Source organism: Bradyrhizobium sp. SOJA106, assembly GCF_059448745.1.
The window spans coordinates 1,725,298-1,741,027 of record NZ_CM182549.1; the positions used below are offsets into that span (position 1 = coordinate 1,725,298).

General features: G+C 59.4%; 10 protein-coding genes. 9 read left to right on the forward strand and 1 reads right to left on the reverse strand.

All coding sequences use genetic code 11. The features are described from left to right. Positions 1–292: 292 nt before the first annotated feature. The 5 genes from AC5V87_RS07885 (at position 293) to leuB (ending at position 9,512) form a co-directional block, all read left to right on the forward strand. Positions 293–1,486: a M24 family metallopeptidase gene (locus AC5V87_RS07885; RefSeq protein ID WP_495370543.1), complete on the forward strand. Its 1,194-nt coding sequence runs from the start codon at positions 293–295 to the stop codon at positions 1,484–1,486. Between the two features lie 812 nt (positions 1,487–2,298). Then, on the forward strand, positions 2,299–5,781 hold the full coding sequence (gene pyc, locus AC5V87_RS07890; RefSeq protein WP_495370544.1) for a pyruvate carboxylase: 3,483 nt from the start codon (positions 2,299–2,301) through the stop codon (positions 5,779–5,781). A gap of 178 nt (positions 5,782–5,959) precedes the next feature. Continuing rightward, positions 5,960–6,481 carry a DUF1993 domain-containing protein gene (locus AC5V87_RS07895; RefSeq protein ID WP_495370545.1) on the forward strand — a complete coding sequence of 174 codons (522 nt, stop codon included), beginning with the start codon at positions 5,960–5,962 and terminating at the stop codon, positions 6,479–6,481. Positions 6,482–7,019: 538 nt separating this feature from the next. After that, the gene (gene folD / locus AC5V87_RS07900) at positions 7,020–7,976 is read left to right on the forward strand and encodes a bifunctional methylenetetrahydrofolate dehydrogenase/methenyltetrahydrofolate cyclohydrolase FolD (protein WP_495370546.1); all 957 of its coding nucleotides are present in this window, start codon (positions 7,020–7,022) and stop codon (positions 7,974–7,976) included. A 423-nt stretch (positions 7,977–8,399) separates the two neighbouring features. Next, positions 8,400–9,512: a 3-isopropylmalate dehydrogenase gene (gene leuB / locus AC5V87_RS07905; protein WP_495370547.1), complete on the forward strand. Its 1,113-nt coding sequence runs from the start codon at positions 8,400–8,402 to the stop codon at positions 9,510–9,512. Between the two features lie 222 nt (positions 9,513–9,734). On the opposite strand, the gene AC5V87_RS07910 is transcribed toward leuB, so the two are convergent. Further along, a complete protein-coding gene (locus tag AC5V87_RS07910; RefSeq protein WP_495370548.1) occupies positions 9,735–10,034 on the reverse strand; it encodes a hypothetical protein in 300 nt (99 codons plus the stop codon). Between the two features lie 129 nt (positions 10,035–10,163). Here AC5V87_RS07910 and AC5V87_RS07915 point away from each other — a divergent pair, with 129 nt between their 5' ends. The 4 genes from AC5V87_RS07915 to AC5V87_RS07930 all read left to right on the forward strand — a co-directional run bounded on the left by AC5V87_RS07915 (position 10,164) and on the right by AC5V87_RS07930 (position 15,405). Next, entirely contained in the window at positions 10,164–12,671 is a 2,508-nt protein-coding gene (locus tag AC5V87_RS07915) for a GcvT family protein (RefSeq protein ID WP_495370549.1), read from the forward strand. 57 nt (positions 12,672–12,728) lie between these two features. Further along, positions 12,729–13,592, forward strand: a complete 864-nt coding sequence (gene purU, locus AC5V87_RS07920) for a formyltetrahydrofolate deformylase (RefSeq protein WP_495370550.1) — start codon at positions 12,729–12,731, stop codon at positions 13,590–13,592. Positions 13,593–13,720: 128 nt separating this feature from the next. Then, positions 13,721–14,470: an electron transfer flavoprotein subunit beta/FixA family protein gene (locus AC5V87_RS07925; protein WP_495370551.1), complete on the forward strand. Its 750-nt coding sequence runs from the start codon at positions 13,721–13,723 to the stop codon at positions 14,468–14,470. Then, positions 14,470–15,405, forward strand: coding sequence for an electron transfer flavoprotein subunit alpha/FixB family protein (locus tag AC5V87_RS07930; RefSeq protein ID WP_495370552.1), 936 nt, complete (start codon positions 14,470–14,472; stop codon positions 15,403–15,405). Before AC5V87_RS07925 ends, AC5V87_RS07930 begins: the two co-directional genes overlap by 1 nt. The last annotated feature ends 325 nt before the right edge of the window (positions 15,406–15,730 follow it).

The window sequence follows — 15,730 nt, forward strand, 5'->3', positions numbered from 1 at the left end:
CAAGCTACGGCAAAGTCAAGCTTGACCGCGCCGGCAAGCTGCTCGTACGGCGGGCGTCCCCCCTCGAAGGAGCGCTGAAATGTTGGCCGTCAATCTGATCCGCCGATTGCTTGGAAACGAACTTGTTCCCTTCATCCATGGCCCTGTTTCAGGGCGTAATGGCCGATCTCAACGGCCGATCTATGCTGCATGAACAACATCCTGGTGCATTCATTGTGAATAGCGAAGAGAGCACCCGCCGTTCATCCGGACGGAATAGCTCGAAACGAACTGGCCCGTAAGGAATTGCAAAATGCCGCTCGCGTTTCCCAACGTGGAATATCTCGAACGGCTGACCGCATTGCGTCGGCGGATGGCCGAGATGGGATTATCCCTGCTTGTGGTGATCGATCCGGCCCATATGAACTACATTTCAGGATTCGATTCCTGGAGCTATCAAAACACACAAGTTCTGCTGGTGCCAGGCAACGATCTGGAACCGGTTTGGATCGGGCGCGGCGTCGATGCTGGCGGGGCACGCCAGACGACGTGGCTTTCGCCCGACAATATTGTCGCTTATGCCGACTTCTATTCGGATTCGCATTCAAATCACGCAATGGAAGCCGTGGCAGAGGAGATCAAAAAGCGTGGCTGGAACAGCGGCCGGATCGGGTATGAAGGCGATACCTACTACTTCAGCCCTCGAGCCTTTTTCGTGCTGGAAAAGGCAATTCCCGAGGCCGAGTGGGTGGATGTCGGCCTTTTGATCAATCAGCTCAAGACGATCAAGACAGCGCGTGAGATCGAGTTCATGCGCCGGGCCGGGAAGATTGTCGACCAAGTGATGAGCGTGGCTATCGAATGCCTTCACCCTGGAATGCGAGAGAATGACCTCGCAGGGCGGATCATGCAGGCGCAGGCCCAAGGCACTAAACACTTTGGTGGTTCATGGCCGAGCTCCGTTCCGCTTGTTCTCACCGGCCCGCGTGCGGCTTATCCGCATTTGCCCTGGACGGACGGCATTATACCAAACGAGACCAGCATAGCGTTCGAATTGGCGGGCTGCTATTTGCGCTACAACGCGGCGCTGGCCCGTACAGTCAGTCTCGGCAAGCCCAGTGCCGGTCTGGTCAGACTTGGAGATACCGTTCGGGAAGGTCTTCAGGCTGCGATGTCGGCTATGAAGCCGGGCGTGACGTGTCACGACGTGTGGGCGGCCTGGCAGGCCGTTCTGGAGCGGGAAGGTTTCGAAAAGCACTCGCGCATTGGCTATTCCTTAGGGCTGAATTATCCCCCGACCTGGCGCGATCACACGGCAAGCTTGCGTTCAGGAGAACAGGTTGAGCTTAGAGAATGCATGTGTTTCCACGTTCTCTGCGGAATGTGGGCTGGAGACGGTACAAAGAAGGGAGAGGAAAACTACACTCTCAGCGAGACGGTTCTAGTGACACCAACTGGCATTGAGACGCTGACGAATTTTGAAAGAAAGCTCTTCGTGAAGGACTAGAAGTAAAATAGTGGCGGCAGGAACGATCGATTTAGCCATCCTTTACGGATTGTATCGGCGCTCCGAGGAACATCTTGGTAGGCGAAAATAGAGAGTACCGCCGATTAGGGTGGGCAAGCTGATGCGCTTTTAGCACGAGACATCCGGAGACTGTTTTCGCTTCGTCGAGGCGAGCATGAGTGCGGCGCTGAGACAAACCTACGGGCACGAGTAGAATGCAGCCGGTGAAATGTGCCTTCAGCGAATTACAAACCGCGACTGAATCCACCCTTTTCTAGCGAGCCAGTTGGTCGCGGGGCTCCCGCACAACGGTCCCTGAAGGCAACCAGCGCAGCGCTCTTAGACCACAAGCCGCATGCTTGTATGTTCGCGTAGGGTGCGCTCCATTTTTTCGCCCAACCCGTCGGGAAGTCAGCGCCACGTTGTAAGCGAGGCGCGCCTATTCTGCGTGCGGGAAAGAAAGGCAGCTGAATTTCTGCGCTGATCGTCTCCGCTTCGCAGCGATGACACGCATCATCCAGTTAAAACATGATAATGCGGTCTAAATAATTGTGTAAGCGTGGCGCCGTCACGAAGTGTCGCATGGGCTGCAACAGGTTAGTTCGGCCTTAAATGGGACCAACGGCTGCCAACGACGTGATTGGGTCAAAGAGTCCGTGCCTGCTGGATTTTTGTAGACGAATGCCTCCGCACAGGAAGCACGTGAAGTTCGGTGGCTCTCGCCCAAGTGCAGAGTTTCGTTCACGCGAATTCCGACTGGATGGATAACTCGAGCCCGATGTAGTGCAAAGTTAATCGAGAGCGTACCCACCATGAACAAGCCTGCTTCCCCTAAAGAAACGGTCATCACCAAACTGCTCGTTGCGAACCGCTCGGAGATCGCGATTCGCATCTTCCGAGCCGCGAGCGAATTGGGGTTGCGAACATTCGCAGTCTATGCGGAGCAGGACAAGCTGTCGCTACACCGGTTTAAGGCCGATGAGGCCTACCAGATCGGAAGAGGCAAGGGGCCGATCGAAGCATATCTCTCCATCGACGAAATTCTGAGAGTCGCGAAAGAAGGAGGCGTCGACGCGATTCACCCAGGCTATGGCTTTCTCTCGGAGAGTCCGGAGTTCGCGGAGGCCTGTGCCCGGGAGGGTATCGTCTTTATTGGTCCGTCGCCGAAGACTATGCGCACCCTGGGTAACAAGATCGCTGCACGCAATCTCGCGATTTCTTGTGGCGTACCGGTCATGCCAGCGAGCGAGCCCTTACCGGATGATGCTGATGGAATCATTTCCGCAGCTAGATCTATCGGTTATCCAGTAATGATCAAAGCCTCATGGGGCGGGGGCGGTCGTGGCATGCGACCAATCGAAAGTGAGGATCGCCTCGTCGAAGCTGTACTGAGCGCGAAACGGGAGGCGCGCGCGGCGTTCGGCAAAGACGAAGTCTACCTCGAGAAGCTTGTGCGGCAGGCGCGTCATGTCGAGGTACAAATTCTGGGCGATCGCCACGGTAATGTCGTGCATCTGTTTGAGCGCGACTGTTCGATTCAGCGGCGCAATCAGAAAATTGTAGAAAGGGCCCCCGCTCCCTATCTCGATCCCACGAGCCGTGAGGCACTCTGCGCGGCCGCGCTCAAGATTGCCGGGGCGACACAATATGTCGGCGCCGGCACGGTCGAATTTCTAATGAACGCCGAGACCGGCCAATTCTACTTCATCGAGGTCAATCCGCGTATTCAGGTCGAGCACACAGTGACCGAGGTGGTGACGGGCCTTGACATCGTGAAGGCGCAGATCAGGATCGCCGATGGCGGACACATCGGACAGGTCGCAGAGACCGGAATTCCGCCGCAAGCTGACATCCGCTTGTTCGGTCACGCGATGCAGTGCCGGATAACGACCGAAAATCCAGAGAACAACTTTATTCCCGATTACGGACGCATCACCGCCTACCGCGGCGCCATGGGATTTGGCATCCGGGTTGACGGAGGAACGGCCTATTCCGGCGCCGTGGTCACGCGATTTTACGATCCGATGCTGGAAAAGGTCACCGCATGGGCTCCAACTCCCGACGAGGTCATCGACCGGATGGCGCGAGCGCTGACAGAGTATCGCATCCGCGGCGTAACGACCAATCTCGCATTTCTGCACAATGTGATCAGCCATCCGCGCTTCCGCACCAACGAGTATACGACGCGCTTCATCGACGACACGCCCGCGTTGTTCGATTTCAGTGCACGCCAGGATCGAGCAACCAGGCTGTTGACCTGGATCGCAGATGTTACCGTGAACGGCCATCCCGAAACCCGGGGTCGGCCAAGGCCGGCCGCCAGTGCTCCGACACCGCGCGTTCCGCAGTTCTCAAATTCACCGGCCGCTGGAACCCGCCAGCTTTTGGAGCGGATCGGTCCAAAAGCGTTCGCCGAGTGGATGAAGGCGGAAAAGCGCGTGTTAATGACCGATACAACGATGCGCGATGCGCATCAGTCGTTGCTCGCGACGCGGATGCGCACGAAGGATATCGTCACGATCGCCCCCGGCTATGCAACCGGAATGCCGCAGCTTTTCTCACTAGAGTGTTGGGGGGGCGCAACTTTTGACGTGGCAATGCGATTTCTCGCGGAAGATCCTTGGGAGCGATTGCGCGAGATCAGAGCGAGAGTCCCAAACATACTCACACAGATGCTGCTCCGGGGCGCAAATGGCGTTGGGTACACTAACTACCCCGACAACGTCGTCCGTCATTTCGTCCATCGCGCCGCGAAGGCCGGCATGGACCTGTTCCGGATCTTCGACTGCTTGAACTGGGTCGAGAATATGCGGCTCTCGATTGACGCGGTGATCGAGAGCGGAAAGCTGGCCGAGGGCGCGATCTGCTACACTGGCGATATCTTCGATCCCGCCCGCTGCAAATATGACCTTAAATATTACGTCGCGTTGGCCAAGGAGCTGGAAGCGACCGGGATCCACATTCTCGGCCTGAAGGACATGGCAGGCCTGTTAAAGCCCGCCGCGGCGCGTGCCCTGATCTCCGCACTAAAGCAGGAGGTCGGCCTACCGATCCATCTCCATACCCACGACACCTCAGGGATCGCGTCAGCCACGATTCTTGCCGCCGTAGAGGCCGGGGTAGATGCGGTAGACGCTGCAATGGACGCGCTGAGCGGAACGACCTCGCAGCCGACCCTTGGATCGATCGTGGAAGCGCTGGCGCGCACAGAACGCGACACCGGTCTGGATTCAGATGCAATCCGTCGCATTAGCTTCTATTGGGAGGCAGTACGGGCCCAATATGCGGCCTTCGAGAGTGATCTCAAAGGTGGTGCTTCGGAAGTCTACTTGCATGAAATGCCGGGCGGCCAATTCACGAATCTGAAGGAGCAGGCCCGTTCGCTGGGCCTTGAGATGCGCTGGCACGACCTTGCAAGAGCGTACCGTGCGGCGAACGAGATGTTCGGTGACATCGTCAAAGTAACTCCCTCGTCCAAGGTGGTCGGGGATATGGCGTTGTTGATGGTATCGCAGGGATTAACGTCAGAAGATGTCATGGCCGAAGACCGCGACATCGCCTTTCCGGCATCCGTGGTGGACATGCTCCGGGGCGATCTCGGACAGCCGCCGGGAGGATGGCCGACGGCGCTGCAAAAAAAGGCGTTGAAGGGCATCGCCCCGATCACGGTGCGGCCTGCGTCGCTCCTGCCCGATGAGAATTTGGCCGCCCGGCGCGAGGAAGCGGAGAAAGCCTGCGGTCGTGCGCTCGATGAAGCGGAGCTCTCCGCGTATCTGATGTATCCGAAGGTCTTCGTCGACTTCGTGGGCGTTCAGCGCAAGTATGGGCCAGTCTCTGTGCTGCCGACGCCGGTGTTCTTCTATGGTATGAAGATCGGCGACGAGGTGACGCTAGAAATCGAGCGGGGTAAGACGCTCGTGGTACAGCTCACGGCGATCGGCGAGACGCGCGATGACGGGCAGGTCGAGCTGTTTTTCGAGTTGAATGGCCAGTCACGGGTTATCACCGTTCCTGATCGCGCTGCGGCTGCCGGTGGCCAACCGCGTCGGAAGGCGGAGAGCGGCAATGCCGCCCACATCGCCGCGCCCATGCCCGGTGTCGTGTCGACTGTCAATATCGTCAAGGACCAGAGGGTCGCCGCCGGAGATGTCCTGTTTACGCTTGAGGCCATGAAGATGGAGACCGTGCTGCATGCGCCGCACGACGGAACCGTAGTCGAACTACTTGTCGGTCCTGGTGCACAGGTTGACTCGAAGGATCTGTTGCTCGAGCTGAGGCCGCTGCCCGCTGCCTGAACCTGCTCCTTCTCTGAATGCTGGCCAGGTAAGTGTCTCGTCAGTCATTCTCAATACTAGGAGCTTTCTCTCTCAGCTAAGCTGGTTGCTAGCGGCTTAGTACCTGGCACCAATGACCAGACAGAGTGTGGGTTAAGATTGACTACTTTAAGATGCTGTGAAAGAGGAGTTTGGTGCCATGGCCTTTACGCTCTACGACGCAAGTGTTGCGAACTACCTGCAGATTCTCGGGGCGCTCGGCGGTGTTCTCGAGAAGGGCGCCGCGCATTTTCGCGAGGTGGGTGTCGATCTTGCCGAGATCATCGAAGCGCGACTTGCACCCGACATGCTGCCGCTGACCTACCAAATCGCTTCAGTCACCCATCACTCGCGTGGTGCGATCGAGGCTGCGAAGAACGGCGTGTTCGTTCCGCCGAAAGTTCCGCCCGGGATCGACTATGCAGGCCTGCAGGCTCAGGTGAAGGGCGCGCACGACGAACTTGCAGCGCTGACACCGGAGGCCGTGAACGGCCTCATCGGCCGTGAGGTCACGTTCAAGTTCAGCGATCGCGCGCTGCCGTTCTCGGTGGAGGGTTTCCTGATGTCGTTCTCGCTGCCGAACTTCTTCTTCCACGCCACCACGGCCTACGACATCCTGCGCCACAAAGGCGTGCCGCTCGGCAAGCGCGATTTCATGGGGCGGCTGAAGCTGAAGACGTGAGTTGGTTGTCGGGATGCACTGCGCACAATGAAGCGCGTCCGATGATCGGCAGGCGCTCTGCGGCCGCGCAACGCGTCTTGCGTTAGAGAAGTCTCGCGCTCGACTTCACAAATCCAGCTGAACTTACTCACCGCGCCCGCGGCGGAATGGACGCCAAAGCTGAGGCGGCGTTTTGACCTCCAAGAGGTGACACATCGGACTCGCGATGCTGTGCGCGGTTCGTCCCAAATCAGCCGGAATCCGTTGGAGGGCGCGCCCGCAACGCGGGATTTCATCGCCCATTCGCCGCTTACCGCATCAATCAAGCAAGGATTCAGGTTACATATAGCACATCCGGCGAAGCACTATATGCGCGCTCGGTGCTGGGACGGGACCCGCACCGGGCGCGCTGTATCGTTGTTTCGCGTACTGGCGAGACTGTGAGAACGAAGAGGACATGGAGCCCAGTTGCTGGTGAAGTGACCCCTTTTCTTTCCACGCAATTGGGTCGGACGACGTGTCTCGCCAAGCCTATCTCGCTCTCCCTCAGGAATTCATCATGAATGCTGTCCGAATTGATGGAAAGGTCATCGCAGAAAGTCTTCGAGCTCGCGTCGCGCGCGACGTGGCCCTGCTACAGGCCAATTGCAACGTGACCCCCGGCTTGGCCGTCGTGCTCGTCGGAAAGGATCCTGCCAGTTCCGTTTACGTGAAGACAAAAGCCAAGCAAGCGCAGGCCGTAGGCTTCAAGTCTAAGCAATTTTTATTGCCGAGCGATGTCGGTCAAGCTGAGCTGCTGGAATTGATCGAGCAGCTTAACGCGGACGACTCCATCGATGGTATTCTGGTTCAGCTTCCGTTGCCGGCGCACATTGACCGTTGGCGCGTGCTGGAGGCCATCGATCCAGCGAAGGACGTGGATGGGTTTCATCCCTACAATGTCGGAAGGTTGGCAGCGGGTCGACCTGCCCTTGCGCCTTGCACTCCGCTCGGGGTTGTTCATCTCATCAACACGGTTGTCAGTGACTTGAACGGTCTTGACGTCGTCGTAGTTGGTCGCTCGAACATTGTCGGAAAACCTCTCGCAACTCTCCTCGGCGACGCCGGATGCACCGTGACAGGTGCGCAGCTCCAGACCAGAAACCTGCCGGAAATTTGCCGAAGGGCCGACATCGTGATCGCTGCGGCCGGTTGCGCTGGGCTGGTTCGAGGCGACTGGCTCAAGCCAGGCGCAATTGTCATTGACGTCGGCATCAATCGCGCTGTTGATTCGACCGGGACTACCAAGATAGTTGGAGATGTGGCGTTTGCTGAAGCGAGTAAGCACGCAAGCTATATCACGCCGGTCCCTGGCGGTGTCGGACCAATGACGGTCGCTTACTTGCTTGCGAATACCCTAAGTGCCGCAATTTCCCGACGAAATCTGTCGCTGGCGATGGGTGCCGAGGACCGCCACGTTTGTCCACCGCGCGTGCCGAGCCGGATCCTTCAGGTTGATCTACAGCATGAGGGTTAGAAGCCATCTGGAGGTTGCCGCCATCTGGCGGATACCTAGTGCAATTGCTGTGCCCTTGGTGTTGAACGGGTGCTGCTGCCCATCGGCGACGCGGCAGTGCCGGCGTAGCGGTCGGTTCCTCACAAGCAGGAGAATGGACAACTGTTCGTCATCGACGGTTCGGCGTGGCTGGACACCAACAACGCTTCGCATTTTGCAATCGAAAACAATCGCGCGCACAGCGGTCAAATAGCCGAATCGGCAGGTATGTGACCACGCTTGACCTGATTTTAATGAGCTTGCCGGCCTACGATGGCTGCGGCCGCCGGCCCGTCGATCTAAGTCACTCCCGTGCCTGTTGTCTCAATCTGGCAAGATCAAAACGACGCGTCTTGCTCCGGGCAAAAATCTTTCTAGCACTCCAGCTTACACAAGGACCAGATTATGACGACCCACAGACTTTTGCTACTCCCCGGTGACGGTATCGGCCCGGAGGTGATGGGCGAGGTGAAGCGGCTGATCGACTGGCTCAACGCGGCAGGCATTGCGAAGTTCGAGACCGATACGGGGCTCGTCGGCGGCGCCGCCTACGACGCGCACAAAGTCTCGATCTCCGAAGGCGACATGGCCAAGGTGCAGGACGCAGATGTGGTCATTTTCGGCGCGGTCGGTGGCCCGAAATGGGATGCCGTACCTTACGAGGTGCGCCCCGAAGCCGGCCTGTTGCGGCTGCGCAAGGATCTCGCCCTTTTCGCCAATCTGCGTCCCGCCGTGTGCTATCCGGCGCTTACGAACGTCTCGACCCTGAAGCGCGAAGCCGTTGAAGGGCTCGACATCATGATCGTGCGCGAGCTTACGGGCGGCGTCTATTTCGGCGAGCCCAAGACCATCACCGATCTCGGCAACGGCCAGAAGCGCGCCGTCGACACCCAGGTCTACGACACCTATGAGATCGAGCGCATCGGCCGCGTCGCCTTCGAGCTTGCCCGGAAGCGCAAGAACAAGGTGACCTCGATGGAGAAGCGCAACGTCATGAAGTCGGGCGTGCTCTGGAACGAGGTCATGACCCAGGTCCACAAGCGCGAATATCCCGACGTCACGCTCGAGCATCAGCTCGCCGATTCCGGCGGCATGATGCTGGTGAAGTGGCCGAAGCAGTTCGACGTCATCGTCACCGACAATCTGTTCGGCGACATGCTGTCCGATATCGCGGCGATGCTGACCGGCTCGCTCGGCATGCTGCCCTCGGCCTCGCTCGGCGAAGTCGACGTCAAGAGCAAGAAGCGCAAGGCGCTGTACGAGCCCGTGCACGGATCGGCGCCAGACATCGCCGGCAAGGGCCTCGCCAATCCCATTGCGATGATCTCGTCCTTCGGCATGGCGCTGCGCTATTCCTTCGATATGGGCGATCTCGCCGACAAGGTCGACGCCGCGATCGCCGCGGTGCTGGCGAGCGGCCTGCGCACCGCCGACATCAAGTCGGAGGGCACGACCGCCGCCTCGACCACGCAGATGGGCGAAGCGATCCTGAAGGAATTGCAGAAGCTGCACGCATGAGGGCTGCGTCCCTCATTTCTTAGCACGGAGCGCCCATCGACTTTTTCTGGATGTCGAGAGCCCGTGCTTCGCGCCATGCTACAAGCAGGAAATGCGCGCGGCCGCACGACCCGGACCGTTTCTATATTTCCACCTGGGCATCGCAATTGAGCACTTAAAACCTTTAAGCTTTGGAGATTGAGTGCAGTATTTCGGCGCTGGCAGCCGCGATATTAAACAAATTCAGATCAGCCCGCCGATAATATGCCAGGGCATAAAGCTTCCGGCTGACGACGTTACGGAACGAGCGGCGTAGGAGGGGATCGAAATTTGTATGCTTCCGTACACGTCGCGCATGATGCGGTGGTCAACGACCTCGGGCGCAAAAACGACGCCAGGGTGCCCCGTTCTGCGCGAATAGCTCATCGTATCCGCAGCGGAAACGGTGCCAATGTCGAGTGTAGAGTGGCGCGCCAACCCACCAATCTCGCTACTCAACATCCTGATCAGGGTTGGCAAGGCGCTGCTGCTGTCATCCTGCATCGCACTGCCCGATGGTGGGCGCGTGTTCAGCCAAACGAACTTGACGCCAACTCGAACGCACCGACATTCATGGCGTGATCCAGGTCTGCATCTCGCTTATCCCCCTGCCAGTCATTTTTGAGTCCTCGAATGCAAAGCAAGCTGCCCTCCCATGCGGAATACGTCATCGTCGGCGGTGGCGTCATCGGTCTATCGACTGCTTTTCATCTTACGCGCCTTGGGCATCGCGACGTTCTCCTGCTTGAGCGCGACCAACTCACCTGCGGCACCACATGGCACGCGGCGGGATTGGTAACTCAGCTTCGAGCCAACGAGAACATGGCGAAGTTGGCCCAGTACACCGCGGGGTTGTTCCATGAGCTTGAAAGCCTGACGGGGCAGTCCACAGGCTTCCGGCAATCCGGGTCTATCACCATCGCGGCCACGCCTGCGCGACTTGAGGAGTTGAGGCGAGGCGCGTCAATGGGGCGCTCCTTTGGTCTTGAGGTCGAGATGATCGACGCTGCCGAAGCCAAACGACGTGTGCCTTTGCTCGATGTGGCCGATGTCATTGGCGCTGCATGGATCCCCTCCGATGGCATGACCAGCCCGGTGGATACGGCACGCGCTTTCGCGGCCGGAGCTCGGCAGGGCGGAGCCAAAATCCTGGAGCGCACTCCAGTGACCCGCATCATTGTCGAAAAGGGGCGCGTCGCCGGCGTCGAGACCACGGAAGGCGTCGTGCGCGCCGAGAAGGTCGTCATCTGCACGGGAATGTGGACACGGACCGTGGCTGCCGAGCTCAATTGGACGGTGCCGCTGCAAGCGGCAGAGCATTTTTATGTGGTGACACAAGTGATCGCCGATTTGCCTTCTGATCTTCCGACCATTCGCGATATGGATGCGCATTTCTACGCAAAGCCAGACGCAGGCAAATTGCTGGTCGGGTTTTTCGAGACCCGTGGCAAACCCTGGGGCATGGATGGAATTCCGCACGATTTCAGCTTTGATTCCCTCCCAGATGATTTTGAGCACATCGAGCCTTATCTCATCAATGCCATGCGGCGCATGCCAGCGCTGGAGAACGTTGGACTGCAACTAAACTTCAATGGGCCGGAGAGTTTTACGCCTGATAATCGGTTCCTGTTAGGACCTGCACCGGACATCGCGAACCTCTATGTCGCTGCGGGGTTCAATTCGTGCGGCATCGAATCTTCTGGTGGGGCTGGCAAAGTGATGGCCGAGTGGATGTCGACGGCCGTCCCCGCCAGTGACTATTGGGAAATGGACGTGCGGCGAGCCATGCCGTTCCAACGCAATCGCCGATATCTGCGCGATCGAACCGGTGAGGCTGTTGGTAATCTTTGGGCCCTGCATTGGCCTCACAAGTCTCCCAAGACGGCGCGGAACGTGCGCGTATCACCGCTGCACGATCGGCTTGCGGCGGCGGGCGCGAACTTCGGCGAGGCAGCGGGATGGGAAAGGGCGCAATGGTTTGGTGCGCCTGGGGCGCCGACCAGCACTCATGGCACATTTGGTCGCGACGATTGGTTTAGGGCAAGCCGTGCGGAACACGAGGCCACCCGGTCTGGGGTCACACTGTTTGATCAGACGTCCTTCGCGCATCTGCTGGTGCAGGGGCGCGATGCCCTCGCCTTGCTTCAACGCCTGTCGACCAACAACGTCGACGTTCCCGTAGGCCGCATCGTGTACACGCCATGGCTCAACCAGCGAGGCGGCATGGAGTCCGACGTCACAATCGCACGAACGGGAGACGACGAGTTTCTGGTGGTTACTGCGGCCGTGCAGCGCATCCGGGATCTCGCATGGCTGCGAACGCATGCCAGAGGTTCAGGTCACGTCTCCGTTGCCGACGTCTCGTCGGGATACGCGTGCCTCTCAGTCATGGGGCCGCGATCGCGCGAGTTGCTCATGCGCGTGAGTCCTGCAGATTTTTCCGATGCAGCATTTCCTTTCGCGACGGCCCAGGAAATCGAGATTGGCTATGGCCTTGCCTTTGCGTTCCGCATGACGTTCGTCGGAGAGCTCGGATGGGAGCTGCACATTCCTGTCGAGCAGGCACTGGGTATCTACGATGCGCTTATCGCGGCGGGCCGCGATCTCGATCTGCACCACGCCGGCTACGTGGCCCTGAATACGTTGCGCCTGGAGGCGGGTTACCGAGATTGGGGCTCGGACGTCAGTGATGAAGACTCGCCGCTCGAGTCGGGATTGGGGTTCACAATCGCCTGGAAAAAGGACGAGGATTTCATCGGACGGGCCGTCCTCGAGACCCAGCGCCCGCAAGTTCCACGCCGGCGTCTTGTTCAACTAGCTGCCCCGAGGGCGGTGCCGCTCATGTTCGGAACTGAGCCCGTCTGGCGCAATGGATCGCTCGTCGGCTATCTGCGGTCCGCGGGCTTCGGCCATACGCTTGGCTGCGGCGTTGGCATGGGCTATCTGCATTCCGAAAGCGGGGTGAGTGCCGAATGGCTGGCTCAGGGAAACTTTGAGATCGAGATCGCGGGCGAAAGGCACGCAGCGATCGCATCTCTTCGTCCCTTCTACGATTTGAACCGCACGCGCGTGAAGGGCGAGTGGCGGAAAGCCGAAGACCTCATTGCGCCGGAGCTGCTGGTAGCACGCTCCAGGGAATGATCACTATCGTCGCTTCTTAACTCCGCTTACGAAGGGCCGCCGCTGGGCGTGTTTGTCATGTCTGATCGTTCGATGATCCTCGTGTTGTCCTGCCCTGACCGCCCAGGCATTGTTTCGGCTGTCTCAAGTCGTCTGTTCGAGGCCGGCTGCAACATACTTGACGCACAGCAGTTCGACGATACGGAGACAGGTCAATTTTTTATGCGCGTCGTCTTCGATCGCGGTGAGCAAGCGAAATCAGAGCCGGAAATCAGTGCATCAATTGCGGAGCTCGCGGACCGACTCGCGATGAGGTTTACTTTGCGACAGAGCTCCGCAAAAAAGCGTGTGATGCTGCTGGTCTCAAAATTCGATCATTGCCTGGCCGATCTACTCTATCGCTGGCGCATTGGCGAACTGCCGATGGAATTAACGGGTATCGTTTCCAACCACGCTCGCGAGCATCTGTCTTCGACCGATTTAGTCGACCTCCCATTTCACCACCTACCCGTCACCAAGCAGACAAAAATGGAACAAGAAACGCGCATTTGGGAGCTTGTGCAAGAAACCCATACAGACGTCGTGGTCCTTGCGCGATATATGCAGATTCTATCGGACGGTTTCTCCGCCAAGTTGTCCGGGCGCTGCATTAATATCCATCACTCTTTCTTGCCAGGCTTCAAGGGGGCCAAGCCGTACCATCAGGCCCACGAGCGGGGGGTCAAGCTGATCGGCGCGACAGCACATTATGTGACCTCCGATCTCGATGAGGGCCCCATTATCGAGCAGGATGTTGAGCGGATCTCACATCGCGACACGCCGGAGGATCTCGTCCGCAAAGGTCGCGACATAGAACGCCGCGTACTCGCCCGAGCCGTACGACATCATCTCGAGGATCGGGTGGTGCTGAATGGAAGAAAAACTGTAGTCTTCGGTGCCTGAGCAGGACCGACTCGCAGGAGCAGAGTTCCAGCGGGCGCGTGAGACGCAGTCCTAAGCGCGTAGGCGCTCATCGTAAGAGCAGCTAGCAAATCCTTCTCATCAAGCAGATTCAAAGTGAAAGAGGATCGATGAAGGTTGTAGTTCCGGTAAAGCGGGTGGTCGATTACAACGTCAAGGTCCGCGTCAAGGGCGATGGATCGGGCGTTGAGCTCGCCAACGTCAAAATGTCCATGAACCCGTTCGACGAGATCGCGGTCGAGGAAGCGCTGCGCCTGAAGGAAGGCGGTAAGGCGACCGAAGTCGTGGTGGTCTCCATCGGACCGGCGCAGGCGTCGGAGACGATCCGTACCGGTCTCGCCATGGGCGCCGATCGCGGCATCCTGGTCAAGGTCGAGGGCAATGTCGAGCCGCTCGCCGTCGCCAAGATCCTCAAGAAGGTTGCTGAAGAAGAGCAGCCGGGCCTGATCATCCTCGGCAAGCAGGCGATCGACGACGACAGCAACCAGACCGGCCAGATGCTGGCCGCGCTGCTCGGCTGGTCGCAGGCGACCTTCGCCTCGAAGCTCGAGGTCGAAGGTTCGGATTTCAAGGTCACCCGCGAAGTCGACGGCGGGCTGCAGACCGTGAAGCTGAAGGGACCGGCGATCGTCACGACCGACCTTCGTCTCAACGAGCCGCGTTATGCCTCGCTGCCCAACATCATGAAGGCGAAGAAGAAGCCGATCGCGGAGAAGGCCGTCGCCGATTACGGCGTCGACGTCACCGCGCGTCTCGAGGTTCTCAAGACGACTGAACCGGCAGGCCGCAAGGCGGGCGTCAAGGTCAAGGACGTCGCCGAGCTGGTATCGAAACTCAAGAACGAAGCCGGGGTGCTCTGATGACGACGCTTCTGATTGCCGAACACGACAATGCGTCGTTGAAGGATGCAAGCAATAAGGCCCTGACCGCGGCTGCCGCGCTCGGCGCGGATGTCGAGGTGCTGGTGGCAGGCCAGAACGCCAAGGCGGCCGCGGACGCCGCTGCCAAGCTCGCCGGCGTCAAGAAGGTGCTGCTCGCCGATGGCGAGACCTATGCGCACGATCTCGCCGAGCCGCTGGCCGCGCTGATCGTCTCGCTGGCCCCGTCCTATGACGCGATCGTCGCGCCCGCGACCTCGCGCTTCAAGAACGTGATGCCGCGCGTCGCAGCCCTGCTCGACGTCATGCAGGTCTCGGAGATCATCAAGGTGGTCGCGCCCGACACCTTTGAGCGTCCGATCTATGCCGGCAACGCCATCCAGACCGTGAAGTCGAAGGACGCCAAGAAGGTCATCACGGTCCGCACCTCCACCTTCGCCGCGGCGGGCGAAGGCGGCAGCGCGCCGGTTGAGAGCGTTCAGGCGGCGGCCGATCCCGGCCTGTCGACCTTCATCGGCGAGGAAGTCGCCAAGAGCGACCGACCGGAGCTGACCTCGGCCAAGATCATCGTCTCCGGTGGCCGTGCCATGCAGAGCCGTGAGAACTTCGCCAAGTACATCGAGCCGCTGGCCGACAAGCTCGGCGCCGGCGTCGGTGCTTCCCGTGCGGCGGTCGACGCCGGCTATGCGCCGAACGACTGGCAGGTTGGCCAGACCGGCAAGGTCGTGGCCCCCGAGCTTTACGTCGCGGTCGGCATTTCCGGCGCGATCCAGCATCTGGCCGGCATGAAGGACTCCAAGGTGATCGTCGCGATCAACAAGGACGAGGACGCTCCGATCTTCCAGGTGGCCGATTACGGCCTGGTCGCCGATCTGTACCAGGCGGTTCCGGAGCTGACGGCCGAACTCGAAAGATAGGAAGATTATCGTAGGCAATAGCCATCTCCGTGTCTTTTGGCTCTCCGAGGCTATGCGCCGCTTACCAGTGGATGAGGCGCGCGACAGATTGGTTGATCGGGCGTTTCTGATCGTAAAGGTGGTCCTCGATGTGCCCTGAGTTCGACGATCCGCTGCGCGTACCGTTCATGGAAGCAGCCGGGCTCCTGAACGGGCGAACGGAGCTGTTCGCGGTCTATTCAGGCGCGCTGACTTCTCGGTCCGGCTGTCCGCGCTGCGCGGGACCGACACCCAGCAGCCATACGAACACGACGAGATCTATATTGTAGTGGCAGGCACCGGCGTG